The organism is Vibrio hepatarius, from assembly GCF_001274785.1.
Classification (GTDB): Bacteria; Pseudomonadota; Gammaproteobacteria; order Enterobacterales; family Vibrionaceae; genus Vibrio; species Vibrio hepatarius.
The window spans coordinates 460,419-487,199 of the sequence record NZ_LHPI01000001.1 but is presented as its reverse complement, the minus strand read 5'-3'; the positions used below and the strand labels follow the sequence as shown (position 1 = coordinate 487,199).

The following is a 26,781-nucleotide window of genomic DNA, read 5'->3' as shown; positions in this document are numbered from 1 at the left end:
CCCCACCGTTTTAGACTGTCGATAACCTTTCCAACACAACTTTGTTCTCGAATTAACTTAATGCACCGCGCCGCTTTTATCTGCTTATCCTTTCCGAGTTTGTGCTACACTCTGCGCCAGCAAACTAGGCTTAGAGCCTACCCATATTAGAGATTCAGAGTGCCACCATGCCTTTTTCAAAACTTGGTTTAAGCCAGCCAATTACAGATGCGATTCACGAACTTGGATACGACAAGCCAACGACCATCCAATCCAAAGCCATTCCCGCGATTTTAAAAGGTGAAGACCTGCTAGCCGCCGCTCAAACAGGTACGGGTAAAACCGCAAGTTTTGTGCTGCCGATTCTGGAAAAGCTTGCACAAGGTGAAACCCAGCGTAAAAAGCGCATTCGCGCGCTGATCCTAACGCCAACACGTGAGCTGGCCGAGCAAGTAGAGCAAAAGGTTCGTGACTACAGTAAGCACTTAAACCTGACTTCTCTTGCGATGTATGGTGGTGTCGATGAGCAACCACAAAAGCAAGCGCTGATTGAAGGTGTTGATATTTTGGTTGCAACGCCGGGTCGTCTGCTCGACATGTACGGCAAGCGCGCGGTTTACTTTGAAGAAGTGGAAATGCTGGTGCTTGATGAAGCAGACCGCATGTTGGATATGGGCTTTATCGAAGACATCAATAAGATTCTCGACCGCTTGCCAACCGACATTCAACACCTACTATTCTCGGCGACCTTGTCTAACAAGGTACGTGACTTGGCGAAAACCGCGGTACATGACCCGTTTGAAATCTCAATCGCAGCGAACCAAGCTTCGAAGAAGAACATCGAGCAGTGGCTAATCACCGTCGATAAAGACAAAAAATCCGCCCTACTTAGCCACTTAATCAAAGAGAATGATTGGAACCAAGCATTGATCTTCATCGAGACCAAACACGGCGCGGCTAAGTTGGCTCAACAGCTAGAAAAACGCGGTATCGAGGCAGAAGCGTTCCACAGCGGTCGCAGCCAGGCGATTCGTCAGCGCTTACTGGAAGATTTCAAAGCGGGCAAAATCAAATACATGATTGCAACGGGCGTGGGTGCACGTGGTATCGATATTGAAGGACTAGAGCGAGTGATTAACTACGACTTGCCTTTCCCAGCAGATGAATACGTTCACCGCATCGGTCGAACCGGCCGTGCAGACGCGCAAGGCGAAGCGATTTCGTTTGTCTCCAAAGACAACTTCAAAAACCTATGTATGATCGAAAGCCGTTTAGGTCATTTGATTGAGCGCCGCGAAGTGGAAGGTTTTGAGCCACGTAAGCCAGTGCCTATTTCAATCTTAAATTACGTACCTAAACATAAGCGTCAACAGAAGGAAGGTTAATGTCTAGCGCACCTACTAAGATCACCTTTTTTGAGTTTCTGACACCACTGGTCGCGTCGGGCAATAAGACGATTACCATCCGTGATGAGTCAGAATCGCATTACGTGCCGGGCAGCATTGTCGAAGTGTTTACCCTTGAGACAGACAAAAAGGTGTGCGAGGTTAAAATCCTCTCGGTAGAGCCGCTGCACTTTGATGATATCAACGAATTCCACGCCGAGCAGGAATACATTGAGCTACCAAAGCTCAAGCAGTTGATTCGCGAAATCTATCCGGATACTGACACCTTATTTGTCATCAGTTACGAACTCGTCTAATTGAAAAGCCGCCTTACCTTAAGGCGGCTTTTTATCACGTTTGACGGAGGTTATTCTACCTTTGACGCGCGCTCAGCAAAAAATTGATTTCTCTTGCCGATGAACTCCGCGTAACTTTCACCAGTAATTCGATGTTTACACCATGATAGGAAACTTTGTAAATACCCGACGACTCCGTAAAAAATAACAATGTATCCCAACATTTCTAAGCTTTCTTCTGCCGTTAGCTTAACGATACGTATATATTCAGGCCCCATAATTCCCTTCCAGAATTCCCCCATACCGAACAGACGGGAAAAGACCAACAATAAAGCCATACCTAAGCATAACGAAACAAAGTGACGACTCTGGGTAAAATGAGCAAACGTATGAATGGTTTGTTTTAAGTTACGGGAAGAAAACGCGATGCAACTCACCGCAACAAATAGCGCCGGATAAACCCAGAAGCCGTGTACGATAACATCTAAATACTCATCAAATTCTCGAATGAGCATGCAGGTAAAGAATCCAGCGACCAAAACACAGAAGTGACGAGTAGACGGCTCTTTGTAAGCAATAAAATAAAACGAAGAGGCACTTAGAAATAGGACTGAAGCTTGAAGAATCTCAGTCATCGAAGACTCAGACAAACCATTGTCTAAGTAAATCAAATCATAACCAATCGTAAGAACTGGCAACGTTACAAGTAAAGCCAAGAAGAAAAATTGACCAAAACCACTGAGGATAAGACGTATATCTGTATACATGATAACTCCGAGAGCAGAATAGAACGAAGCCTTTGCACGACACGTTAAGATTCCATTCTTTTTCACCGAGGTTTTCAATGACCACATAGCATATGTGCTTCAACGCCATTTTCAGGTGTTGCAAAGGCTGATGTCTGTATTCTAAGTCCACTCTCTGTCTGAAAAGTACGACATACAGATGAAACACTTAGTTAGAGCAATGTCTTTTGTAAGTTCCAATATTTGATACAGTTTTCTACAAGTAGCTTGTTTCTCATCGTAAACAGATTGCGTGTTACGAGTCTTTCTTTGGTCCCGATATCTGATAGAGCTTTTTCTCTGAGCATGACGTTTCACAGTTGCACACTTTGTCAACACCAACCTTACCCAGTCCGCCACAACTGCCCTGAATACGTTTGTTGTGAAAGATCACACCCAAAGCCATTAGCAATATCACCAATAGAAAGCCTAAAAAGGTCAATAACCACGTCATTTTCGCCTCCTTACTTTGCTATAAGCTTAGCAGTTGTTACCCGCAGGAAGGCGCTTGGCTTGGTAATCGAAGACATTACCTGACGTTGCTGTTTGTCACCGCAGCAAGCCCCTTCACAAGCGGCCTTATTCCGGTTGTTGATAGAAGCCTTTCCCTGCTCACTGGAAGTCAGTTCGGTTCGTTCAACTTGAAGGATCTGCTCTAAGTCCGCACGTTTGGCAGCGCGAAATACTCGTACTTGCTGTTTAAGCAGTTTGGCCAGTGAACGTTCGCCAATATTGCGGGTGATCACCGCATCTATGCCTTGAGCGACCAGCGCCTTCAATAGCTGGGATTTGTTTTGGCAACCGCCGCCACACGCGGGGTTTTTAATATTTTCCACCATACCTTGCTGGTTATAAATCGCGATGTATGGCGCTTTCATAAAGTGATTGGTGATGTGATGACCGTCATTTGGGATAGCGTACAACATAAATTCACTCCTCTGTTGGGAACAACAATGCCTGACCTTCAACTAAGCTTTTGGCGATCTTCCAACGCGCTTTTTTGACCGTGTTGCCAAAGGTTTGGCGAGACACACCCATTTGTTCGGCAGCTTGCAACTGGCTTAACCCTTCTAAATCAGCCAGACGAATCGCTTCGAGTTCTTCAGGTAATATCTCTATCTTGTCTAACTGACTGAGAGGTATTCCGTTGGGCTTAAAACACGAATGTGCTGCTCTTCCACACACACGGCGATGAATTTTAGGTCTTGGCATCGTTTGAATCCTCTCACAGCATTCTGACTGAACGACTTAAGCATAGTCCTTGTTATGTTTTTGGCATATGCTAAAAAAATAAGATTGCAGAATTGCACACTAACCCACTCTATTTAGAGTTACGCACTTAAAATTTAGGCACAAAAAAGGCGCTGTTGCGCCTCTTGGAATGGTTGAGTTTGTTAGCGAAACATTCTGAACTAGCGCTGCTTCGCCACCGATTTAAACAATACCGATGTATCCATGCGCCCTAGTCCTTCTTTTTGTAGCTGCGCGTATTGTTCATCGACGTTCTTGGTTAACGGCAGTTCGATACCAACGCGCTCCGCTTCTTTTAGGCAGAAACCTAAGTCTTTGCGCATCCAATCAATCGCAAAGCCAAAATCGAACTTATCTTGTGACATTGTCACGGCGCGATTCTCCATCTGCCATGAACCAGCGGCGCCGTGCTTGAGGGTATCGACCACTTGTTCGATATCTAAGCCAGACTTTTGTGCCAGTAATAGTGCTTCACTCAAGCCTTGCAAGATGCCACCGATACAGATTTGGTTGACCATTTTGCAACGTTGACCCTGACCATTTTCTCCCAACAACGTAATCTGCTTGGCGTAAGCGTCCATCACTTCAACAACGGAATCAAAAATTGCCTGATCGCCGCCACACATGATCGTCAATACGCCATTTTCTGCGCCGGCTTGGCCACCAGACACAGGAGCATCAATAAAGCTGTTGCCGTATTCTTTAGCGGCTTGCGCCAGCTCGACAGCCAGTTCAGCGGACGTTGTCGTGTGGTCGACTAACACAGCACCCGGTTTAAGCCCAACCAGAATACCTTCCTCGCCGTAAACAACGCTGCGTACATCGTCGTCATTGCCGACACAAACGAACACAATATCTGCGCCTTCAGCCGCTTGCTTTGGCGTATCACAAGCCTGACCTTGATACTCACTCGCCCATGCATCTGCTTTGGCTTTTGTGCGGTTGTACACCTTGGTCTCGTGGCCAGCTTTACTCAAGTATCCAGCCATTGGGTAACCCATGACACCTAAACCGATAAACGCAACTTTCTTGTTACTCATCACTCTCTCCGCTGATAGATAATTATGAAAATCAGTGTACTAAACAATCCCCTTACAATTCACTAACCAATTCGAACTTTATTGAAATTGCATTGTTTACTTGCTGCTCTTTTACTCGCGGCATTAACTATGACAGAATGAATTCCTGTCGTCATGTTGTATGAATTAGTTGTTCCATGAAATTTCAAGCTGCCATCTTTGATATGGATGGTCTACTCCTCGACACCGAACGTGTCTGCATGCAAGTGTTTAAGCAAGCTTGCGAAACAGTTAACCAACCTTTCTACGAAGATATCTATCTGTCCATCATTGGCCGTAATGCGGCGGGGATAGATGCCGTATTCCGCGAAGTATACGGAGAACACCTCGACGAACTCCACGACGAGTGGCGTAAAAGCTACGATGCAATCGTCAAACACCAAGCGATCCCAGTTAAACAAGGCGTGGTTGAGTTGCTCGAGTGGCTGAACGAAAACAATGTGCCAACGGCGGTAGCGACGTCGACACACAAAGAAGTAGCGACAATAAAACTCAAACTTGCGGGTTTGGATAAGTACTTTGACGGTTTAACGTGCGGTTGCGAAGTTTCTCACGGTAAACCAGACCCAGAAATTTACTTGCTTGCAGCGAGCCGTTTGAATGTCGATGGCAGTCAATGTATTGCGTTTGAAGATTCAAACAATGGTGTGCGCGCCGCTGTCGCAGCAAACATGATGACCTTCCAGATCCCAGATCTGGTTGAGCCATGTGACGAAGTTAAAGAACTGAAACCCATCATCCTACCATCTCTGCACGACGCGTTGAGTTACCTCAAGCAGCAGTAAAGACTGACTCACCGAGCCTACCGCTGTAGGCTCGGTTATGCTTTTCTCTGCTATTTCATTGTTATCCGTTCTAAATCTATTTTCCTTGAGGGGTTTGTATTTATCGATTGCATCCCAATGATCCATAAAGGCAGCCACTAAATTGGATAAGGAACAGCAATGACAAACCAATATGTACCACCAAAAGTTTGGACGATGGACGAAGAGAGCGGCGGACAATGGGCTAGCATTAACCGTCCTGATTCAGGCGCTCGCCACGAACAAGCCCTACCGGTTGGCAAGAACCCACTTCAACTCTACTCAATGGCGACACCAAACGGCCAGAAAGTTACCATCATGCTGGAAGAACTGCTTGCGCTTGGGGTGAAAGAAGCCGAATACGACGCTTACTTGATCAAGATTGGTGATGGAGACCAGTTTGGTTCTGGTTTTGTTGAAGTAAACCCAAACTCAAAAATCCCAGCGATGGTAGACCGCTCCGGCGATACGCCAATCAATGTTTTTGAATCAGGCAACATCCTGTTCTACTTAGCTGAGAAGTTTGGTCATTTCTTACCAACAGACACCGCAGCACGTACTCAGGTAATGAACTGGTTGTTCTGGCTACAAGGCTCTGCGCCGTATCTAGGTGGTGGATTTGGCCATTTCTATGCTTACGCACCAGAGAAGTTTGAATACCCAATCAACCGTTTCACGATGGAAGCCAAACGCCAACTGGACGTGCTAGACAAGCAGCTTGCGAAACACACTTACCTTGCGGGTGAAGAGTACAGCATTGCTGATATTGCGACGTGGGCATGGTATGGCAACTTGGTTCTTGGCCGCGCGTATGATGCCGCTGAGTTTCTCGATGTCGATAGCTATACACACGTAAAACGCTGGGCAGAAATGATAGATGCTCGTGAAGCGGTGCAACGCGGACGTATCGTTAACCGCGCGTGGGGTGAAGAATGGGAACAAGTGCCAGAACGCCACAGCGCCGAAGATATCGATGCGGTATTAAAGCTCAAACCTTAACGGCTTACCCATAAAATAAAAAAAAAGCGACTCTGCTAAAAGAATCGCTTTTTTGTTGTCACTCGAACTACAAATGGCGAGTCATAAACTTGCTGTGTGGGTCTTCTCGGTAATTGCCAAAAGGCCCACAGTAACTAAAACCAAACTTTTCATACAAGCGGCGCGCTGGCGTGAAGAACGCCTGAGAGCCGGTTTCCAGATTCACGCAACGATAGCCTCGCTCACTGGCAATCTTCAGCACATGTTGCAGCAAGCTAGATGCAACGCCCAAGTTACGCGCATCCGACGCTGTGCGCATCGACTTGAGCTCTACCTGTTCGCTATCCAACTCTTTAAGCGCAACACAGCCAAGTAACTTGCCGTGTTTCCAACCACTAAAGAAAGTGATCTCCGGAGCTTTGAGCGCCTCAACATCTAAAGCATGCACACTCTCTGCTGGCGAGGTCGCGTACATGTCCTGTAAATGTTCTTCGAGAAGCTGGATCACTTCCCCACCTTGTAAATCGTCTATTCTTATTTCCATCTAAATTCACTATCCATGTCGGCTCGCGCTGATGGTACTTTTGTAGCGAGAGTCGATTACTTGGCATCACTTAAGGCAATTTTGCCCGCAAGACCAATCAGTAGTACGCCTGAAACCCCTTCCAAACTTCTGGAAAAACGCTGGGACTTTGCACCACTCAGTAACCAACTACCCGCCACGGCGTAGACCAGATTACACAGCGTCGCTAAGACACTGAAGATCACACCGTAAGCCAACAATTGAGCGCTCACCGAACCTTGAGTCAGGTCGATAAACTGCGGAAGAAACGACAAGAAAAACAGCGCAACTTTTGGATTCAGTACGCTCACCACCACACCTTGCATAAACACATTGTTGGTCGTAGGTGCCGTTTCATCCACGACTAACTGACTACTTCCTTTCCACATCGAGATCAGAGCCTTAATCCCAAGATAAACTAAGTAAGCCGCACCTAACCATTTGATAATACTAAACGCTAACGCAGAGCTAAGGATGACCGCAGAAAGCCCTAAACACGCGGCTAAGGTATGGAGGAAGTAGCCCGCACCCAACCCAAAAGCAGCTTTCATGCCACTCGCCATTTTACCTTTCATGGTATTAGAAACGATGTAAATCACATCAGGGCCAGGGATTAAATTTATCGATAGACAAGCAACGACAAACAACAATAGTGAGTTCACATCCATGCAGGCTTTCTCCTTTATTTATGAGTTTTTTATGAGTTATTAATGACTTTACCAAACTACTTGGCGAGTTCGATCCACTCACCATTTGTTAGGGCTGGCAAGTCTTGTGCGTGTAGCTTAAACACTGTATTTGGTGTACCCGCCGCCGCCCAAATTGCATCATATTGCTGTAGGTCGACGTCTAGAATTGTTGTGACATTTTGATTGTGCGCCACAGGAGGCACGCCGCCAATCGCGTAACCTATGCGTTCACGGACAAAGTCAGCATCGGCTTTTTTTAAATTTAATCCTGTCGCTGCCTTAACCTTTTTGGTGCAAACCATGTTCGTTCCTGATGCAACGACCAAAATTGGGTCGCCCGTTTCTCCGTCTTTAAAAATCAGAGACTTTGCAATTTGCGATACGCTGCAACCTATCGCGTCTGCCGCCTCAACCGCCGTACGCGTTGAAGCTGGCATTTGCTGAACCAAGAAATCTTGACCATGTTGAGACAAAAACGCTTGAACTCGGGCTGATGAGCCTTTTAGTTCCGTGGACATACCTTAATCTCCTCACTTACACATAAGGCGCAACAACTGTCAGGCATTGATCGACCCATCGCTCTTTTTCACCTACAGGTGCCACATAATGAATCGCAGAAGCGGCGTGTTCTTTATCGCCAAGCTTACTGATCACCCAAGTTGCAAGGTATTGAGACGACAAACAGCCACCAGCGCTAGCGATATTACCACTGGCGAAAAAAGGTTGGTCGAGCACTTTCACACCTGCATCTAGCAGCCAAGGCGTGGTGGTTAAATCGGTGCACGCAGGCACGCTATCGAGTAAACCAAGTTGGGCCAAAATCAACGCACCGGAACATTGACTGCCAATCAGTTGTTTCTCTGGATTGAGGGAAAAGCGCGATAGAATCTTTGTGTCTTTAGCAATATCACGAGTCAACACTCCGCTACCAAATAATACCGCATCTGCACGGTTGGCAAATTCGAGGGCTTGCTGCGCTTTGATCGTTACGCCATTCATCGACGTTACCTGTTCTGTCGGTGAGGTAATTTGAGCATTCCAGCCTAGGTGGCGCATACGGTTGATGATTCCCGATGCAACAAATGAGTCCAATTCGTTAAAGCCTTCAAAGGTAACGATCGCTATATCCATATCAAATCCTTTTGGTTATGTGCTAAGCGTATATTCTCGCGAGTGCTTATTTTCTGACCCAGCTTATGCCACTATCGCGTATAAAAGCAAATGCCGAAGTAAGGAGATTCCCCCACTTCGGCATTTGCTCGACACTTTATTGGTTAGACATTCAGATTAACGAGGACGGGCAAAAACCTGTGTCCAGTAAGTTCCGTAACGGGTATCAGGGTTAACGACCGCAGAAGCGCCCATTTGAGTAATGTCTGCACTCATGATGTTTTTGCAGTGTCCTTCGCTCACCATCCACGATGCCATCACTGTTTCGATGCTGCGGTGGCCCACGGCTACGTTCTCAGCCCACGCGCTAAACTCGTAACCGGTTGCTGAAATGCGGTCACCCGGTGAGCTGCCGTCCGAACCGGTGTGGTCCATAAAGTCAACGTTCGCCATGTCGCTAGAGTGAACGAATGCTGCGTGCTCTAAGTCATAGTCCCACGTTAGGGCTGGCACAGGTGGCATGGTGGTATCGCCACATTGTTGAACTTCAGAACGCACTTGGTTGACGGCATTGAGCATCATTTCGGCGAATTCGTTTGAACCTGGAAGCGTGTAAGTATTGCTGTTGTTGGTTGAGTCAGCGGTTTGGTTGACTTCGTCTACCTCTCCGATCGGGTTGCTGAACTCGTTGTTTGTTGTCGTTGCTGTAGGACTTGAAGAATCTCCGTCTGACCCACCACAACCAACTAAAAATAGCGCAGATAAAGCAAATATTGGAATAATTTTCATAATAAACAAAACCATAAGAATAAGGAGTTTTAAAAGCCAAGGAGGTTTGGCTTAAAATTTGGCAAAGGCTTGCCAAATAAGGCGTGGCGAGTAATTCGCCTGACCAATAAAGCGGTTGCCACTATACTGATTTGTGCGGCGTAGCCTCAATATGCAACGTTTATTTTTTGAGCATATTAACCATCAATTCACAGAGACTGGCATAAAACAAAGCTGTGCAAAAAATTGTCACTTTTGCGTAAGAATCTTCTTACTTGGCTTTACTTGAAATTATGCTTAGGGCAATAGTTGGGCGCAGTTCATAGACAGAAATACGCGATGAATTTCACTAGGAAGACGTTATGATCAGATTAAAGCCTTTAGCTATCATTGGCTTGCTTTGGGCGACGATAACACATGTTGCAGCCATTGAGCCTTCATTTGATTGCCGCAATAACAAGCTCAATGCCATCGAAACCTTGATCTGCCAAGATCCAAACCTTAGTCAGTTGGATAACCAGTTAGCTGAGGTTTACAAACAAGCCGTCGAATTTGATCAGGAGAATCACGCGACTCATAACCTCAGAAGTGAACAACGCGGATGGATTAAAGGTCGCGATGAATGCTAGAAAGATGGAGATCCGAATCAGTGCGTGAAGAAGCAATACATACATCGAGTTGCGAATTTGCAGGCACGTTATCGGTTGGTTGAACATTCACAGCCTAGCTTCTACTCGTGTGATGGTGTCAGAGCGAAAGAAGTAGTGGTGACAAGATTTGATACTAACCCACCTTCTTTGATTGCTGAGTTTGGTGACCGAGTCGCTTTTATGCTGCAGCAACCAAAGCAAGAGAATGTCTATCATGGACGCAACGAATCCGTGCGCTACTTAGAAGACAGTTCAGCGGAGATCACTTGGGGTTATCAATCACCCCTGATGCTTTGCCGTGTTGAGCAATAATCAACACCTGAAGATACAAAAAGCCCGCGAGATTCGCGGGCTTTGTTGTGTTATTCAACCAGTAATAACCGCCCAGTCAGCGCCGAAACCGGAATACTGGTGGTAGGTTGAAGACTCAGTTGCTCACCTGTCATCAAATCGACTAAACGAGTGCCCGCTTTCAGACTTGAAGCACCCAGCGACAGAGTCTGTTCATTGGTGGTGGTATTGAGCACATAAACAATCTGTTCGTCTTCGTGTACCTTGAGATCAGCATAGAGCTGGTCATCAATCCACAAATTACGTCGTTCACCTGCATACAATGCTGGGTGCTGGCTGCGAACTTGCATCAACTGCGCAAGATACGTTTTGAGTTGCTGCTGCTCTGACGTGAGCGTCGTCGTGACACCTTCAACTTTACCGCTAGAACGCGAAACATGGTCATCACACAAACCTTGCGTAACACAATCAGACGTCACCTTATCAGCAAAGTTTGCTACTTCGTCACCAATTTCTTCACCGTAGTAAAGCGTGATGGGACCTGAGTACGCTGCAAGGAAACTGAACGCCGCTTGATGGCGTAAGTTGTAATCACCTAACCCACCGCGCTGGATAAGGTCACCAAAGCGAACCAAATCATGGTTGCCGAGCATGAGGTTTGGCATCGCGTGATAAGGCGATTTGCTGCGACTGTTCCACTCTGCATCTAAAACGCGTGCGCTGCCGCTCGCGCCAGATTCTTCAACCGCCAACGCTTGCACTAGCCCGTAACGAAGTGGGAAGTTGAACGCCGAAGAGAGCGCAGGTTCATCATCGCTACCATACGCAGTGCGCGTGATGTCATCTGCACCCTGCCATACTTCACCTACCATGTAACCCAAGGTTCCCCAATCGCGTCCAGCCAGTTTGTTTTCCTCTGCTGCTTGCTCGACCGCCGATCGGATACGTCGCCAGCTATCCAATGGCAGTTGATACGCTTGGTCTAAACGCCAACCATCGATAGCAAACTCAGTTACCCAGTAAGTCGCGACTTCCGTAAAGAAGTCTTCACTCGCTTGATCCGGGTAGCTGACGTACATCCCCGGATAACCGCTTTCACTATATAGTGTCGGTAGTTTGCCCGTTGGTGACGGTTTCACGCCATTAACATGTGTGTGACCAAACACACCATCAAGAAACACATACAAACCCTTGCTGTGCGCAGCATCGATGAATTCTTTAAGCTTCTCATTACTGCCAAAATTTGGGTCTACATTGAAGAAATCACAAGCGAAATAGCCTGTTGCATCAAGCTTGTCATCAACGCCTTGGCCTGCACATGAATCAAAGACTGGTGTTAGCCAAATCGCATTGACGTTCAAGCTAACGATGTAATCCAGACTGTCGATCACGCCTTGCAAGTCCCCATTATGATGCGATGTCCCATAGCCAACGCCATAGTTAGCCGTTGGGTCACCATCAACGAACGATTCCATCATCACTTGGTAGATACGCAAGTCGCAGGCTGGATCATCATCTTGATAACAGGCGTAATCGAGATTTTGATCCGCGACAGACACCACCAATGAAGATTGGTCAGACGCATTTAAACGGAACTGATAAACACCTTGTGTTGAAATAGTCACTTTGATGTTGCCGTTACCCGCATCTTCCAACGTGACAGAACCTTCCCCAGACGTGAACGAGCCGTAGCCTAGATTTACGCTGCTCCAGTCGCTTGATGCCAGTTTAAACTCGTACACGCCCGGTGTGAGATAGCCGTCAAACGCATAGACGCCATCGCCTTGATAGGTCATTGGGTTATTTGTGCTCCAGCCGTTCATCGAACCACGTAGGTAAACGTCGGTTGAACCATAAGGCGGCACATCGACGGGTGTTGTCTCTGTTATTAAGCCTTCGCCCTGCTCTCCATCTTGTGGCAGAACAAACACCGCCGCCGTTAGCGCAGGGATAGAGAAGGTTTCATCAGCAAAGCGGGACTGCTTCACTACTGAGTCTGAAGAAGCAGACAACGCCGGATGCAACTCAAAGCCCTGAGCTCCACTAACTTGGATGCTTTGTGCTGACGTGTTGGCGTTGATCAGCACGATAATCGCGTCATAGTTGCTGTCTAAATCCGCACCTGCGGACACCCCATCGTTCACCGACATCGCAATCAGCCCAGGTAACGCAGTTGAACCTGTGTTATGGAAACGAACGCGTTCAACGACCTCTTGCTCGGAAATCAGCTTCAACAGCGGCGTTGATGAGCGAACCGAGAGTAGAGCTTTGAACGCTTCATCCGTCCAGTTGATGTCTTCTGGCGTTGCCACCGCGTTAGGGTTGCTGATCACCGATTGAATCGCGCTCCAGTTCGGCTGGTCTTTATCCGCTCTTGGCAGCCCCACATTCCAGTTATTGGTCTGTTTACTGAAATCGACCTTGTTGTACCAATCGCCACTGTCGTAGCTATCACGAGCCATCGATTTAGAACGCAACAGTTCTGAGCCCATATGTAGGAACGGAACGCCTTGACCAAGCATGACGGTAGAGAGACCGACGATCTGCATCCGAGCGCGGTCAGCAGGAGAGATATCCGCTTGCGCTTTGTACTGATTGAAGTCCCATAATGTTTGGTTGTCGTGTTTCGATACGTAGTTGATCGACTCTTGTGGATCGAGCGTGTACGCCGCACCTTGCTCACCATAGAGGTAATCACGACCATAAACGGTTGCGCCGCTGAAGGTTTGCAGTGGGTAGTTTTGCAAGTTGCCCGCCATACCATAACGGATCAGGTCCATGCGTGATTTGAGCGCATCGTCAAAACGGTCTCCCGCATTGGCAAAGCCCGGGGTTTGCAGCAGAGCATCACCACTATCAAAAGGACCACCGCCACGCACACCATCACGAAGACGGTCGTTATAAGTACCGATTCCAGTACCCGCCATTGGCCATTGGGTGGCGTTTTCACCACGCTGGCCGTTCGCCACTTCACCAAAGTTCCAACCTTCACCGTAGAACCAAGTATCTTGGTCGACCTTCTGTGTCTCTTGGTAAATATGCAGCATGCTCGACTTCATTAGGTGGCCCATTAAGTCAAAACGGAAACCATCAATCTTGTAGTCTTGCGCCCACATCACCACGCTGTCGGCCACCAACTTCTCAAACATACGGTTCTCAGAAGCGGTGTTATCACAACAAGTTGAGTTCTCAACCGCACCAGTAATTGGGTTTAGACGGTGGTAGTAACCCGGTACCGATTTATCCAGTACCGACTTGTCGTACAGACCCGACGAGTAAGTATGGTTGTACACCACGTCCTGAACGACTCTAAAGCCCATCGCGTGGAGTTTCTGAACCATTTGACGGTATTCGCGGATACGTGACACACCATCACTCTCTACCGCGTAGCTACCTTCAGGAGCACTGTAATGGAATGGGTCATAACCCCAGTTGAAACCGTCCAATGGACGAATATCCGCCATCAGCGCTTGCGCTTCTCCCGTCGCCGGATCCGCTTGCTCTAATAGAGATAGGATCGTTGCACTGCGCGAAGTACCATCGCTGCATAGACTTGCGTCTGGGTTCACTTCACATAACTTGGCCACGGTATCGTTGAGGTCAATGCGTTTGGCTGGATTCTCTTCAATTGATGCTAAGTCGTAACTTGGCAACAAGTGAATGGTTGTCAGCCCAGCATTCTTCAACGATTCGAGTTGAGCAACGCTGTCACGTTCGTCTTCCAAAAATGCTAAGTATTTACCATCACGCTCTGGTGAGCCATGATTATCACTGATGCTGAAATCACGAATGTGCAGCTCGTAAATAATGTTGTCTTCTGGATTGTTGAGTTCTGGGACAACTTGCGAGTCCCAACCATCTGGTTTGGTGTGTGGCGACGTGAGATCCACCAGCTGTGAGTGCAGGCTCGATGTACTCAATGAGAGTGAGTATGGGTCGGTCGTCATCATCCATTCAAGCTGCTGGGTCTTAGGATGATACGCCTTGACGCGATAACGGTAGAAGACGTTTTCTAGCTCAGCGCCGCCTTGATAACGCCAAACCCCTGTTTGAGGATCGAGCGTCATAGCCAGCGGCGACGCTTGGATCAACGATTTATCTTGGTCGTACAAATACAGTTCTACGTCCTGAGCGGTTGGCGCCCAGAGTGCGAAATGTGCCACTCCGCCATCCATCCAACTGCCGAGCTTCGCTTCGTCGGCATCATTATCGCCCGATGTGTAGAGCGCATCGGTGACACCTGGAATTTGGACTTGAGTTGCAACTAACGGCAGACCATCAACGTCGAGTGCGACTGCGATAAGTTGAGTTTTCAATAGCGACTTCGCCAGCGCTGCATCGGCATCTAAGAAGAACTCAGTGCGACCGTTAAGGTGCGGAAAGTCAGGATTACTCGTAACTCCAGCTAAGGCTAAAGGGTATTTTTCAAACTGTTCAGGTTGGTTGATGTCGCCATTGCCCGCCGCACGGCTCCACAACTGGTAGCTGGCTGCTTCACTGTGGTCAAACCAAGCAATGGAATTGATGCCTAGCCAGTGTGCTGCGGCGCCCGATAACTCAACCGTAGTTTGCTCATCTGGTGAGTATTTAAGCGTACTGCTGCCGTGAGTTGTGTAGAGTGTGTTGCCTTTGGCAAAATCAAGTTGTAAGTCGTCGCCGCCGAGTGCTTTGTCATCGCCATTGTGAACAATGAAGTTCATGCACGCACCGTGCTCCGCTTTAAGCAAGACAGTAAACTTGGCACCATATTCAGGGTCAAGTTCACTCCAGCTCAACGGGTTACCCCAATCAAGACCACTCAACGTGTCGTCACTCACCGCGTCGCAGGTCGCGTTATTCCATAAATGCAGCCCCCAACCATCGTAATTGCCGTCGTCACGTTTATAGTAGATGACTGCTTGTTGATACGTCGGCGTCGGTTCTGTGGTGCTGTTATCTGGACTCTTTGGATTCGGGTCAATGCTGTCAGGGATACCATCACCATCGTCATCACTTGAGGCAAAATCACCTAAGCCGTCTCCATTGGTATCTAGACTTTCAAAGCGATCTTTCGGGAACGCATCGACCTCGTTTGCTGCGCCATCACCGTCAATGTCTGTATCCTCGATATCCGCGATCATGTCTCCATCGTAGTCTGCAGGCTGACTTTGGACGTTGTATGCGTCACTACCTAAGCGTTCTTCGTCGGTATTACTCCAACCGTCGCCGTCAATATCATCGTCGAGTTGGTCAGGAATCTTATCCCCATCAAGGTCAGCGGGTTGGCTATCGGCATCGTAAGGGTTTGTGCCAACTTGCAACTCGTCTTGGTCGGTGAAACCGTCATTATCATCATCGAGATCCGCGTGGTCACCAATACCGTCTAGGTCAGAATCCGCGGACTCAAGTTTGTCGTTCGGGAATAAATCCAACGCATCGGCAACGCCGTCACCATCGCTATCACTTGCAACGACTGGCTTACCCTCTTGGTTAAGCATCAGAGTTTTGAACTGCAGGTCATCGCCTTTTTTCAGCGCTTTGCCAAGCTCTTTAGCCCCTTTCTCTAGCGTCTTTGCTAACGGTTTGAGCTCATCGTTTGAAAGCGTATCGGGAAGTAACTGCACCATCGCTTTTGCTGCTCGGGCAATAATCAGCGATTCATTGGCAATGTAGTCACTGTCCGCGATTAGGTCAGGTTGACGCAGCTGCTTACGAAGCTTTTTCAGCGCCTTTTCTTCGCTCACGCCTTGAGCCATCTGCAGGCTAATGTAAGTCGTCAGCGGGCTCACATGTGAATAGTCTGCGGGTGCCAACAACAGATATTCTCGCGTTGCCGTTACATCAGCAATATCTTGGTCGATGGTTACGCCGCGCTTAACCTGAGCGATGATCATGCTGCTGCGCTGATCTTGCGACAGTCCAGCAATGTCCAAACTCGCCTGACCGTGTTCATTCGTTACAGCGTGAGGCTCATCTTGAGCTTGTTTAAAATTGCCGTCTACGTCCAACCAGACGGCGGCATTATTAAGATAGCCATCCATCACCCGGACATCTAACTGGTCATTACAACCTGCCAGCATGCCGAGTGACGCGAGAGCCAATGTCATTCTCGTTAACTTGATGTTCATTGTTCTATCCATTTTTGTTCTCGCAATCGAAAGCCCTTACCTGGCTTTCCCGTATGTGGAAGCGATAAGCAAACATCACCACAAGCTAACCTTATCTTTGCCATGCATTTCATTACCTCCCCCTATCAGTCACCGTTAAAGGGCGTAGAGAAATAGGAGGAGAAATTAGAGTTAGAATCCAAATCACGAATTGGAGTGTGAGGCGCGTAGTAATTTTTCGCACACGTTGAGAAACAGTGAGAGAGATGACGGTTTGTAGATTGAGACGAAAAAAAACTGTATGAAAATTACATTTCATACAGTTTGAATAAATTTGACCTTAAGCCCAAAGATTATGCGCGCACGCTCAACTGGGCGGAAATTGACGGCTAGAGCGTATCAGCAATCTTTGTCGTGAGTTGGTCAACACCTTGCGATAACGCTTCCACCAGCGAGGCATACCCCTCTTCTTGAAGCGGAACGGTAAGGTTAAAAGGCTGGCTGTACACAACTTGCCCTTGACCATCAATCATACTCCAAACGCCTGACAACTCGGCGTTACCCGTGTACGAGCCGTTAAAACGCTGTAAGTTAAGCTGCAACTTCGCCTGCTCGGTTTGCTTAACGACCGAGCTCATTTTCACCGGCCAGTACTTGGTTTGTTTATGACGTAGGTCATTCACTATACGCTGGTTCAGTTGCTCACTGAGGCTTTCGGCCCAACGATTGTATTTTGCTTTAACTACTTGCGTATCGGAGGTGCGGTACACCAAGCTCGATTCATTGAGGTAGTCTGCAATGTCGATATTGCGCACTACCAACAATGGCTTGCTCGGTTGAGCCACCTCATTTTGTACCGTTTCAGCTTGCGGCAATAGATACAGCTGTGTACTTTGCTCGGTACTGCTGCAACCCGCTAATGCCGCAAAAACTATCAGTGCCCATTTTTTCATTATTATTGTCCTTTTACTGGAATTGGGTCGCTTGTCTGGTCTTCACCAAACACTAACGAATTTGGCTTTTCGTTCAACTGACGCAGCACTGGCTGGAATTCAGACATCATTTGCTCGATCTCTTTCAGAGTGCTTTGCATCTCTTGATACATGGTCGAGTCTGGACCGTAACCATCCAAGGTTTTCTGCATCTGCTGCAAGCTTTGGCGAATATCCGCTGGCAGCGCTTGCGTATCTTTGTTCTTCAACAACGCGTCGATACTTTTCGCGACTTTTTCCGCTGACGCCAAGGTACGCTCAGACGTTTTCAATGTTGAGTTCAACGACGAGAAGGTATCTTCCAGTGGTAAGTTGTTTAGCTTCACTAATAGTTCATTGACCTGTCTTTCGACTTGGGCAAAGCCGCCTTTCACCGTCGGGAAGACTTGATAGCCTTGGAACTCTTTTGCTTCAAACTCATTCTGACCCGGGAAGAAATCCATATCGATATAAAGAGCGCCTGTCAGCAAGCTACCGGTTTTGAGTGTCGCTCGTAGACCTTTAGAGAAATCCTCTTTCATTTTGCGTTTCAGCGCTTCTAGCGAGCTAGACTGGAAGTTGTCGTAGATACGCCCCATCTCGATACGCACTAGCACCGGAACAACTTTGCTAGCAAAACCTTCTTCTTCAGGGGTAGGAAGGCGCATCGGAACTTGTAATACCGTACCAATTCTCAAACCACGATATTCAACCGGCGCTTTAGGTTTCAGCCCGCGTACTGACTCGTCAAACAACATCGCAAAGTCAATATAATCGTTGTACATGCCCTCTCGCGCTTGTTTCACATCATCAAACAAACGGAATTGCGTCATCTGCTCGGTGACTTGGGGACCTGTATCTTCACCCGGAGCTGTATCAAACGTCACCCCGCCGGAAAGGAGTGTTTCCAAAGAGCTGATTTTCACTTCAAAACCCTCAGTGTTCAGACGCAGATCCATACCCGAGCTAATCCAGAAGTTCGTTTTAGTGCGAACTAGACTGTCATACGGTTCAAAGATAAACAGCTGGTAACGCGCACGTTGCTTATTGATATCTAGGCTGGTGCTCTCCACACGACCTACCGTAAAGCCTTTGTAGATCACAGGGTCGCCTACACCCAGTTTGCCTGCTTCTTGGTGAGTTAACACGATGCGCAGACCTTTCGCATCTGGCGGTGCGACTGGCGGAATATCGAGAACGGTGAAATCTCTTTCACTTTTCTCAGAATGGCCCGGCTGAAGTTGGATGTATGAACCAGACAACAAAGTCTCAAGGCCCGATATGCCTTCTTTACCGATACGCGGTTTGACTACCCAGAACAAGGTATCTTCACGTAGCATACGTTCCGCATCCTTGTTCATACTCGCTTTTGCGGTAATGTAGTCGTAATTATCACTGAGCGTCACTTCGGTGATCACACCGACTTTCACATTCAGTGACTTGATCTCTGTTTTACCGACTTCGATACCTTCTGCGGTTGGCAGCCTTAAGGTAATCTCAGGTCCGGTATTGTTAACATATTCGAACAACATCCACGCGCCCATCACCAATGCAAGAAGTGGCACGATCCAGATCGTCGATACTTGTTTTTGAGATTTAACGTGAGCAGTTGCCTTATTTTTATCACTCATATTTTGGCTTTCTCAGTAGAGTTAGTTATTGGCTCTTGCGCATCATTTTGCGGTTTATTCCACAAAATACGCGAATCAAACACCATGGCAGAGAGCATAGTAAAGATCACCACAGCGGCAAAAAACAGCGCTGCAGGACCAGGATAAATCGCCATCAGATTTTGCAGTTGCACCAAAGCAACCAAAATCGCGACCACAAAGATATCAATCATCGACCAGCGGCCAATAAATTCGGTTAAGCGATACACTTTCAAACGAGCCGCGCTCTCTTCTGCGGGTAAATCGATTGGCTTACCTGCATTGTAATAGAGCCAAGCGAGCGCCAGCATTTTCGCTATCGGGATAAAGATACTGGCAAAGAAAATTACCGCCGCGATTGGGTATGAGCCTAGGCTCCATAACAGCACGACCCCTTCCATAATCGTTGAGCCTTCTGCATGGCCTAAGCTGACGGTATACATCATTGGATACAGGTTGGCCGGAATGTAAAACACCACCGATGCGATCAACCATGCCCACGCTTTTTGTAGGTTTTCATGTGGGTCGTACTCATGCACTAAACTACCACAACGGATGCAACGTTGATGCTTGGTTTGCTCAATCGGGTTGATTTGGTGGCAGGTATGACAGCCAATATGGTTGTGATTGAGGTGTGTATCACCTTCCTTTACTCCCTCAACTTCAATGGCAGGAATAAAGTGTTGCCACAGCCAATGACGGTCAACCATCGAGATACATTTCACCACCAAAACGGTATAAATACAGAACGCCCAGAACGAGTTGCCCATACCGACATCCGCCAAGGAAGCAATCTTGACCAAGCTGACTAAAATGCCGATAAGAAACACATCGACCATCAACCACGGCTCGACACGAAACAGAATACGACACAACGCAGCATAAAAACGGCGCTGTTTATCAGACAACGGATGAGTCAATGACTTGGCGGCTTTGATCTGCAGATAGAGAATAAAGCTTATATAGACGGCAGGCAGCACCAAAACCGTGGCCAACAGTAAAGCTGCGAGTAACACGTTTTGAAACTGAGCCAGCATTTTAGCGGCGTGAAGCAGGGTAATCTCTTGTGACAGACCTTGGACGCTGAATGACATGAATGGAAATGAAACGCTAAGCACCAGCATCACCAGGCACGCGATCGCCACAGCAATCACACCTTGATACGGCTTGCTATTCACTTTTGTTAACGAGTGTGCACAACGAGGACAATGAGCCTGGTGTCCAGGTTCAAGTCGAGGGATTTGCACAACCAGTCCACATTCTTCACATGATATGAGCTGTTTTGGATTCGGCTGAGTTGTCATTCGTCACATTACGTAATGTTTTAATAACAATAATAATACTGATTTCTTGTGATATCAGAACGACGGATTAGTAATATTTATAAATCTTTATAAATCCCACTATTAAAAGACTTTTTTGCCTATTTTTTCTCGTTTTTGAGAAAAAACCTAAAAGCCATCAATGAATTTAGCACAAGAAACATCCAAGTGATGAATGATGCTGACATGAAAAAACCGCCCCGAAAGGCGGTTTTTGATTGGTTTTATTTAACTTATGGACAAGTCACTTCTTCCCAGAACCAGTTTGTCTGAGTCGGCGTTTCCCAAGCACCAGGATTATTCTTCGCTAGGAAGCATTTTCCATTGTAAGACACGGTAGTACCCGCGGTTACCTGAGTGCTACCCGGTACCCACTCAACAACATCGCCCGGAGTTGTCGTGCCACCTGTATCACCACCGCCTGTAGAGCCACCATCTGAACCGCCACCAGTTTGAGCCGATAGATCTGCCAGTGGTAGATCTGGTTGTTCAAACTTAAATGCGTAGTCCACACCATTGATGTTCACGCTGTAGTTCGCAGGGCCAGAAATTGGTAAGTAGTAAACCATATCTAGCTCGAATACATCACCTGCTGGTAGCGTCTTCCACGCTGGTAGTGAGAACGCAACGCGGTGCATTGTGCCGTCCAGACCACCGATGTTGTCAGCACGTGTGTGACCTGAAGCGATCACGCTAAGTCCTGCGCCCGATTGGTCTTTCGCGTTGTCAGGTGCTGATACTGGGATATCGAACTGGAACTCTGTACCACCTGGGATATCAGTACCTGTGTTGTTGGTAAACGTAATCTTAGGGTTGATTGGGTAGTTTTGGTCGCCCACTTTGAAGCCGCCGATTGATACTGAGATATCAACGGTTTCAGTCGGAATCGCACCTGTTGCTACTGTGTTACCGTAAGGCGTGGCCGCTTTAAACTTGTCGTAGATTGCCGACGTCATAGTGTTACCCATGTGGTACTCACCATTGCCCGACGCACACGCCTGCTCTGTCGTATCGATGCTGGTACGTTGGCCATTTGCATCTAGCACGTAACAGTTATAGTCGCCTGCCAACTCCCAGAACATGATACCGCCGATTTCTTTGTCGATAACGTAATCAGCTTTGATATCGATAGACTGTTTGTCTTCTGTCGATAGGAACACACTCTTTTCGCTGTTCCACAACCAAGGCGCTACCGCTACGCTATCGAAGTGACGAACGTAACTGCCTACCATAGGTGCAGTTGCAGGGTCTAGACCGTAAGCCGCTAGGTACGAACCCCAGATGCCTTTTTCTAGGTTCTTCGCATGCCACATTGGGTTAGAGCCTGCGCCCATTTCGTTACCTGCTGCGTCCAAGTCATGCCACATGTTATCAAGACCTGTTGCGCCGTAACCACAGTTGTTCTTCTCGCCTTCACCAGTACCCGCTGGACATTCAGCTTGGTTTGGTAATGCCGCTCGGCCCCATAGACCGTTTTCACCACCAGTCACACCTTGCCAACCGCGAGTATAGTAAGGCACACCGATGTTAATACGACCTGCTGGCATCGAACCACGGAAGTAGTGGAATGCCCAGTCAGTGTTTAAGTAACCAATACCGTTGTATTGCGATGTGGTGTATACGCTCCACTGTGCAAGTTCAGAGTCTTTACCTGTATCGTACAGCGCCGCGTTGTGACCAACGTGATCATTCCATGCACCGTGCAAGTCGTACGACATGATGTTGACGTAATCAAGGTATTTACCCACTTCCATGGTTTCCATACCACGTAGTAGATACGCTGATGAAGGCGCGGCGATAGTCAGCATGTAATGCACGCCATCTTGCGCACTTGCCACATCTAGTTTTTCACGCAGTACACGCATCAACTCATGGTAAGACTTCATTAGATGAGGACGACGAGATTCAGAGAATGCTTTGTCATCTGGGTTACCCGCACCAGACATAGACGTTGGGTACTCGTAGTCGATATCTAAACCGTCAAACTTGTATTTGCGCATCATTTCCACAGCAGACGCCGCGAACGTTTCGATGCCTTGGTGGTTGATAGAACCGTCCGCGTTAGTCGTCATGGTGTAGAAACCGCCATCTGCGACGCGATCACCGTTTGTATCGAAGTGACCACCGGTTTCCGCCCAGCCACCAATCGAAATCAGCGTCTTAACGTCAAACTTCTTCTTGTATGTCGCTAGCGCACCGAAGTGACCTTTAAAGCCAAGCGTTGGATCGATTTCAACACCGTTCCACTCTTTACCGACTGCAGCGTTGTTTGGATCGTTAACGTCACCGACATTGACTTTACCATCTGAGCCAATGCTAACAAACGCATAGTTGATGTGAGTTAGCTGCTCCCAAGGGATGTCGTTCACTAGGTACGAGGTTTGCTCATCGTCACCCGCGCGCCAGCTCGTAAAGTAACCGATCACACGGCGTGGATGGTCTGCACCCATCTTTTGACGGCCGTCTTCATCATAGATTGAACAGTAAGGGACATCGACACCTTCAGTCTGGTACAGACCGTCCGGGCGACACGTGCTGACAACATGTGCTCCTGCAACAGCGAGTGTCGCAATGGCTGAGTCAGTCGTTGCGCCCAAATTATCCGTCGCGCGCGCGTAAACGGCAAGATTGCCCGACTTGGTTGCGGTGTAATCTAACGTGTATGGAGCGGTTGCTGCCGTACCAACTAGAGCGCCTGCAACATAGAAGTCCACTTTATCAACCGTGCCATCGCTGTCAGCGGCTGTTGCGGTCAACGTCACAACTCCACCGACATCTACACTATTGGCCGATAGTGCAACAGAAACGGTTGGTGCTTCGTTACCAGGAACAGTGGTATCAGCAACAGTGACTGCCACTGAACTTGCATCGCTCGCCAGTCCTTTATCATCATAAGCGACCGCACTGATTTGGTGGTTACCAGCAACGGCTGTCCAAGTTACGCTAAATGGCGCGCTGGTCGCTTGACCAACCACAACACCATCAACTAAAAAGTCAACGCTAGCCACACTGCCGTCACTGTCGACGGCATCTGCTGCAAGCGTGACTGCATTACCAACTTCGAGGTTGTCTGTCGCAGTTGGCGAGGTGAGGCTCACTGTTGGCGCCACATTTTCACCGCCACCAGGTGTAGTACAGCTATCTAGCAGTCGCCATTGTGCGTATTCGCCTTCAAAAGATTCCGGATCTTGATTTTCTGTCCAGTAGTTTGCTTGGTAGGCTTTACCATTGTACTGAACCTGATCACCACCGGTATAAATGACATTCGTTTGCCATTCATCCAATGTAGAACAATCAACCGCCGCATAGCTGTTAAATGCCATAAGGCACGAAGCGGTTAAAGTGCTAAGAGTGAAGACACTCTTCGTCACTTTTGCTCGATGTAATCCCATAAGTCTTTCCTTAAGTTACTGTTTCATGTAAATAAAGCTTCCAGTCCTTACTCTGAAAGCTCTAATTTCTTTCACAAAACAACTTTAGGGAAGATGGCGAAATTCACACCGAATAAAGTGAAGAACTTCAAAATAACTCGCAAACAGAACGCACGATCACGCAAACAGAACAGCGTTATTTTGCATCAATAACTAATTATTGGGATTTTCTTGCGCGACAAACAGCCTGTTCATCATTTTGACAACAAACTGAAAACCCGTTGTCACAAAACAAAAAAGCGCATGCTAAAAATGTCGTGCGTTAATTCTCTTCGAAATTCAGTTTTTCTGACTGTTTGTTTTGTCAAACGAAAGCTCACAACATAGCCTCCACTGAGGAAAACTCGACCTGTTTACGTTGTTATGACTATATTATTTTATGATTAGTGAATTTTTGTTGGTTGGTGGCACAGTTCCTGAGACAATAAAGACGATTTCCTAAACCGAGACTGGTTCAATATGAAACTTTTAGTTCGCAACTTGGCACGCTCAATCACTGAGCAAGAGCTCCGAGTCCTTTTTTCTAAACATGGTTCAGTGACTCTGTGTAATCTTGTATTGGATCAGGAGACTGGCCAATCAAAAGGATTTGCTTTTGTTGAGATGCCAGATGACGCTGAAGCAAACAAAGCGATGCGAGAGCTGAACATGACGACGATCGATAAGAGCAAGATTCGAGTGCGAGTGGCGGATAAGTAACTCGCTCAATGTATCGCGTTGAAAATAACTAAGGGCTACCAAACGGTAGCCCTTTTTGATTCAAGAAACTTAAAGTAGGAATTATGCGGCGGTTTCGTTCAACTCTGATTTCAGCTCACGCTTAAGGATTTTACCAGTCGCGCTCATTGGTAGTTGCTGACGAATTTCGACAAATCGTGGGTACTTAAACGCTGCAAATTGCTCTTTACCCCAAGCTTGTAGCTCATCCGCTTCTATGTATTGGCCTTCTTTGAGCACCACATACGCTTTGATCTCTTCGCCGTACTCTTCATTCGGGATACCCAACACCGCAACCATAGCTACCGCTGGATGGGTCATAAACACTTCTTCGATTTCACGCGGATAGACGTTGAAACCACCGCGAATGATCATATCTTTGACGCGATCGACAATAAACATATTGCCCGCTTCGTCGAAACGGCCAATATCACCGGTGTAGAACCAACCATTCTTGATTGCGGCTTCTGTGGCTTCTGGACGGTCTAGGTAACCTTTCATCACATTATGACCGCGAACAATGACCTCCCCCTCTTCACCAACTGGCAGCACTTTGCCTTCTACATCGACCACTTTTACTTCAACGCCCTGAACAGGCTGGCCAACAGAGCCAGGAATACGTTCACAATCTAGGTGATTGAAACACGCAATTGGACTGGTTTCCGAGAGGCCATATCCTTCAAGAATCGGTACGTTAAAACGCCCCTCAAAGGTACGAATCACTTCTTTAGGCAATGAAGCGCCACCACTAATCGCAAGGCGAAGAGACGAAACATCACAATCGACATCTGCGTGAATCAAACCGATGTACATCGTTGGCACACCGGCAAAGATATTGACCTTATGCTTTTCGATAAGCTGAAGTACGAGCTTAGCTTCAAAACGAGGCACGAGTACCAACTTTGAGCCACTTAATACGCCTGCGTTAAGGTGCACCGTTTGACCAAAAGTATGGAATAGCGGCAACGTGATTAGGTGAACTTCACGTCCTTTGCTCTGCATGATGTTTTGCGCGACCATCGCATTCATCACAATGTTGTTTTGCGTTAACTCCGCGCCTTTTGGTAGGCCTGTTGTACCAGAGGTGTAAAGGATTACACACACGTCGTCTGCTTCACGAGGCACGTAGTCAGCAAGCGGCTCTACATTTTGGGTGAAAGTAGCAAGTGTCGGTAAACCATTGTAGTCTTGCAGGCTTTGGTCTTGAGTCATCACGATCATCTTTTCACAGCCCTCGACCGCTTCAAACGCTATTTTGCCTTCTTTCACCATTGGCAACTCGGGCGTGCCTTCAAAGCAAAAATAGAACTTAGCTTTTGAATCCTCAAGGTGGTACTTAATCTCGCGTGATTTTAACAGGACGTTAAGTGGCACTGCGACCGCTCCTGCTTTCTGAATCGCAAAGTAAACCAAAGGAAAAAACGGTAAGTTTGGACAACTGATGGCAACTCTATCACCAGCAGCTACACCATTTTGAATCATTGCATTGGCAATCTTTCCCGCCATAGCGTCAAACTGTGCGTATGTAAGTTCTATGTCACCACACACTAACGCTATTTTGTCTGATTTAGTGGCAGCGTTACGTTGTAGAGCAGCAGCTAGGTTCATCATTTTTGCTTCACCTTTTTTGTTTTTCTTGAGTTACCTTGAGGATTAATACACGCGTTTAAAATTCTCGTTTCAAAGCTATTACTCAATAGGCGAAGTTTTATGTCAACAAAACACTTCCAAAATGTTAACTAATTGTGATCTGCTCAATAAGAAATCGAATTTTACAAAATTTACCCAAGACAACCATACGCACTCAAGTCCATATTAAAAATACATTAATCGCTACCCATAAATAGATATAAGGAATAAAAAATCAATCACACCAAGCAACACGAAATTATATGCTAATACATGGCGAGTAGTAGAATTAGAGCGAAGGACGTAGATGAAAACCTAGTCCCATGTCCAGTGCCGGCGATGAAAGCCCT

The 26,781-nt window shown here is 47.3% G+C and carries 23 protein-coding genes; 7 read left to right on the top strand and 16 right to left on the bottom strand.

Translation table 11 applies throughout. The annotated features are described in order from the left end of the window. Positions 1-167: 167 nt before the first annotated feature. Entirely contained in the window at positions 168-1,364 is a 1,197-nt protein-coding gene (locus tag AKJ31_RS02175; RefSeq protein WP_053407445.1) for a DEAD/DEAH box helicase, read from the top strand. Continuing rightward, entirely contained in the window at positions 1,364-1,681 is a 318-nt protein-coding gene (yqfB, locus tag AKJ31_RS02170; protein WP_053407444.1) for a N(4)-acetylcytidine aminohydrolase, read from the top strand. The genes AKJ31_RS02175 and yqfB overlap by 1 nt, the downstream gene beginning before the upstream one ends. 50 nt (positions 1,682-1,731) lie before the next feature. On the opposite strand, the gene AKJ31_RS02165 is transcribed toward yqfB, so the two are convergent. From AKJ31_RS02165 to AKJ31_RS02145, 5 genes are all read right to left on the bottom strand, one after another. After that, positions 1,732-2,427, bottom strand: coding sequence for a hypothetical protein (locus tag AKJ31_RS02165; RefSeq protein ID WP_053407443.1), 696 nt, complete (start codon positions 2,425-2,427; stop codon positions 1,732-1,734). Positions 2,428-2,701: 274 nt separating this feature from the next. Further along, the gene (gene nqrM / locus AKJ31_RS02160; protein ID WP_053407442.1) at positions 2,702-2,899 is read right to left on the bottom strand and encodes a (Na+)-NQR maturation NqrM; all 198 of its coding nucleotides are present in this window, start codon (positions 2,897-2,899) and stop codon (positions 2,702-2,704) included. Positions 2,900-2,909: 10 nt separating this feature from the next. Continuing rightward, positions 2,910-3,371 (bottom strand): NifB/NifX family molybdenum-iron cluster-binding protein, encoded by a 462-nt coding sequence (locus tag AKJ31_RS02155; RefSeq protein WP_053407441.1) that lies wholly within the window; start codon positions 3,369-3,371, stop codon positions 2,910-2,912. A 4-nt stretch (positions 3,372-3,375) separates the two neighbouring features. Continuing rightward, positions 3,376-3,657 carry a DUF134 domain-containing protein gene (locus AKJ31_RS02150; protein WP_053407440.1) on the bottom strand — a complete coding sequence of 94 codons (282 nt, stop codon included), beginning with the start codon at positions 3,655-3,657 and terminating at the stop codon, positions 3,376-3,378. 200 nt (positions 3,658-3,857) lie between these two features. Beyond that, positions 3,858-4,736, bottom strand: coding sequence for an NAD(P)-dependent oxidoreductase (locus AKJ31_RS02145; protein ID WP_053407439.1), 879 nt, complete (start codon positions 4,734-4,736; stop codon positions 3,858-3,860). Positions 4,737-4,912: 176 nt separating this feature from the next. On the opposite strand from AKJ31_RS02145, the gene AKJ31_RS02140 reads away from it, so the two are divergent. Together AKJ31_RS02140 and yghU are read left to right on the top strand one after the other, a co-directional pair. Beyond that, on the top strand, positions 4,913-5,560 hold the full coding sequence (locus tag AKJ31_RS02140; protein ID WP_053407438.1) for an HAD family hydrolase: 648 nt from the start codon (positions 4,913-4,915) through the stop codon (positions 5,558-5,560). Between the two features lie 159 nt (positions 5,561-5,719). Next, on the top strand, positions 5,720-6,577 hold the full coding sequence (yghU, locus tag AKJ31_RS02135; protein ID WP_053407437.1) for a glutathione-dependent disulfide-bond oxidoreductase: 858 nt from the start codon (positions 5,720-5,722) through the stop codon (positions 6,575-6,577). Between the two features lie 67 nt (positions 6,578-6,644). Here the strand turns inward: yghU and AKJ31_RS02130 are convergent, their stop codons facing one another. The 5 genes from AKJ31_RS02130 to AKJ31_RS02110 all read right to left on the bottom strand — a co-directional run bounded on the left by AKJ31_RS02130 (position 6,645) and on the right by AKJ31_RS02110 (position 9,706). Next, positions 6,645-7,100, bottom strand: coding sequence for a GNAT family N-acetyltransferase (locus AKJ31_RS02130; RefSeq protein ID WP_053407436.1), 456 nt, complete (start codon positions 7,098-7,100; stop codon positions 6,645-6,647). Positions 7,101-7,156: 56 nt separating this feature from the next. Further along, positions 7,157-7,786, bottom strand: coding sequence for a LysE family translocator (locus AKJ31_RS02125; protein WP_053407435.1), 630 nt, complete (start codon positions 7,784-7,786; stop codon positions 7,157-7,159). A 56-nt stretch (positions 7,787-7,842) separates the two neighbouring features. Further along, positions 7,843-8,325 (bottom strand): YbaK/EbsC family protein, encoded by a 483-nt coding sequence (locus tag AKJ31_RS02120; RefSeq protein ID WP_053407434.1) that lies wholly within the window; start codon positions 8,323-8,325, stop codon positions 7,843-7,845. A 16-nt stretch (positions 8,326-8,341) separates the two neighbouring features. Then, positions 8,342-8,938 (bottom strand): DJ-1/PfpI family protein, encoded by a 597-nt coding sequence (locus AKJ31_RS02115; protein WP_053407433.1) that lies wholly within the window; start codon positions 8,936-8,938, stop codon positions 8,342-8,344. A 156-nt stretch (positions 8,939-9,094) separates the two neighbouring features. Further along, positions 9,095-9,706, bottom strand: a complete 612-nt coding sequence (locus AKJ31_RS02110; RefSeq protein ID WP_053407432.1) for a CAP domain-containing protein — start codon at positions 9,704-9,706, stop codon at positions 9,095-9,097. A gap of 341 nt (positions 9,707-10,047) precedes the next feature. Here AKJ31_RS02110 and AKJ31_RS22880 point away from each other — a divergent pair, with 341 nt between their 5' ends. After that, positions 10,048-10,314, top strand: coding sequence for a lysozyme inhibitor LprI family protein (locus AKJ31_RS22880; RefSeq protein WP_053407431.1), 267 nt, complete (start codon positions 10,048-10,050; stop codon positions 10,312-10,314). Positions 10,315-10,338: 24 nt separating this feature from the next. Continuing rightward, complete coding sequence (locus tag AKJ31_RS22875; protein WP_053407430.1) at positions 10,339-10,647, top strand: hypothetical protein; 309 nt, start codon at positions 10,339-10,341, stop codon at positions 10,645-10,647. Positions 10,648-10,697: 50 nt separating this feature from the next. Here the strand turns inward: AKJ31_RS22875 and pulA are convergent, their stop codons facing one another. The 5 genes from pulA to AKJ31_RS02075 all read right to left on the bottom strand — a co-directional run bounded on the left by pulA (position 10,698) and on the right by AKJ31_RS02075 (position 24,046). After that, a complete protein-coding gene (gene pulA, locus AKJ31_RS02095) occupies positions 10,698-16,733 on the bottom strand; it encodes a pullulanase-type alpha-1,6-glucosidase (RefSeq protein WP_053407429.1) in 6,036 nt (2,011 codons plus the stop codon). A 368-nt stretch (positions 16,734-17,101) separates the two neighbouring features. Next, a complete protein-coding gene (locus AKJ31_RS02090; RefSeq protein ID WP_053407428.1) occupies positions 17,102-17,665 on the bottom strand; it encodes a PqiC family protein in 564 nt (187 codons plus the stop codon). Positions 17,666-17,667: 2 nt separating this feature from the next. Beyond that, positions 17,668-19,314 carry an intermembrane transport protein PqiB gene (gene pqiB, locus AKJ31_RS02085; RefSeq protein ID WP_053407427.1) on the bottom strand — a complete coding sequence of 549 codons (1,647 nt, stop codon included), beginning with the start codon at positions 19,312-19,314 and terminating at the stop codon, positions 17,668-17,670. Next, the gene (locus AKJ31_RS02080) at positions 19,311-20,636 is read right to left on the bottom strand and encodes a paraquat-inducible protein A (protein WP_053407426.1); all 1,326 of its coding nucleotides are present in this window, start codon (positions 20,634-20,636) and stop codon (positions 19,311-19,313) included. Before AKJ31_RS02080 ends, pqiB begins: the two co-directional genes overlap by 4 nt. 251 nt (positions 20,637-20,887) lie before the next feature. Next, the gene (locus tag AKJ31_RS02075; RefSeq protein WP_053407425.1) at positions 20,888-24,046 is read right to left on the bottom strand and encodes a chitinase C-terminal domain-containing protein; all 3,159 of its coding nucleotides are present in this window, start codon (positions 24,044-24,046) and stop codon (positions 20,888-20,890) included. A gap of 498 nt (positions 24,047-24,544) precedes the next feature. Here AKJ31_RS02075 and AKJ31_RS02070 point away from each other — a divergent pair, with 498 nt between their 5' ends. Beyond that, entirely contained in the window at positions 24,545-24,784 is a 240-nt protein-coding gene (locus AKJ31_RS02070) for an RNA recognition motif domain-containing protein (RefSeq protein WP_053407424.1), read from the top strand. 81 nt (positions 24,785-24,865) lie between these two features. Here AKJ31_RS02070 and AKJ31_RS02065 read toward each other — a convergent pair whose 3' ends face one another. Then, positions 24,866-26,413: a long-chain-fatty-acid--CoA ligase gene (locus AKJ31_RS02065; RefSeq protein WP_053407423.1), complete on the bottom strand. Its 1,548-nt coding sequence runs from the start codon at positions 26,411-26,413 to the stop codon at positions 24,866-24,868. Between the last annotated feature and the right edge of the window lie 368 nt (positions 26,414-26,781).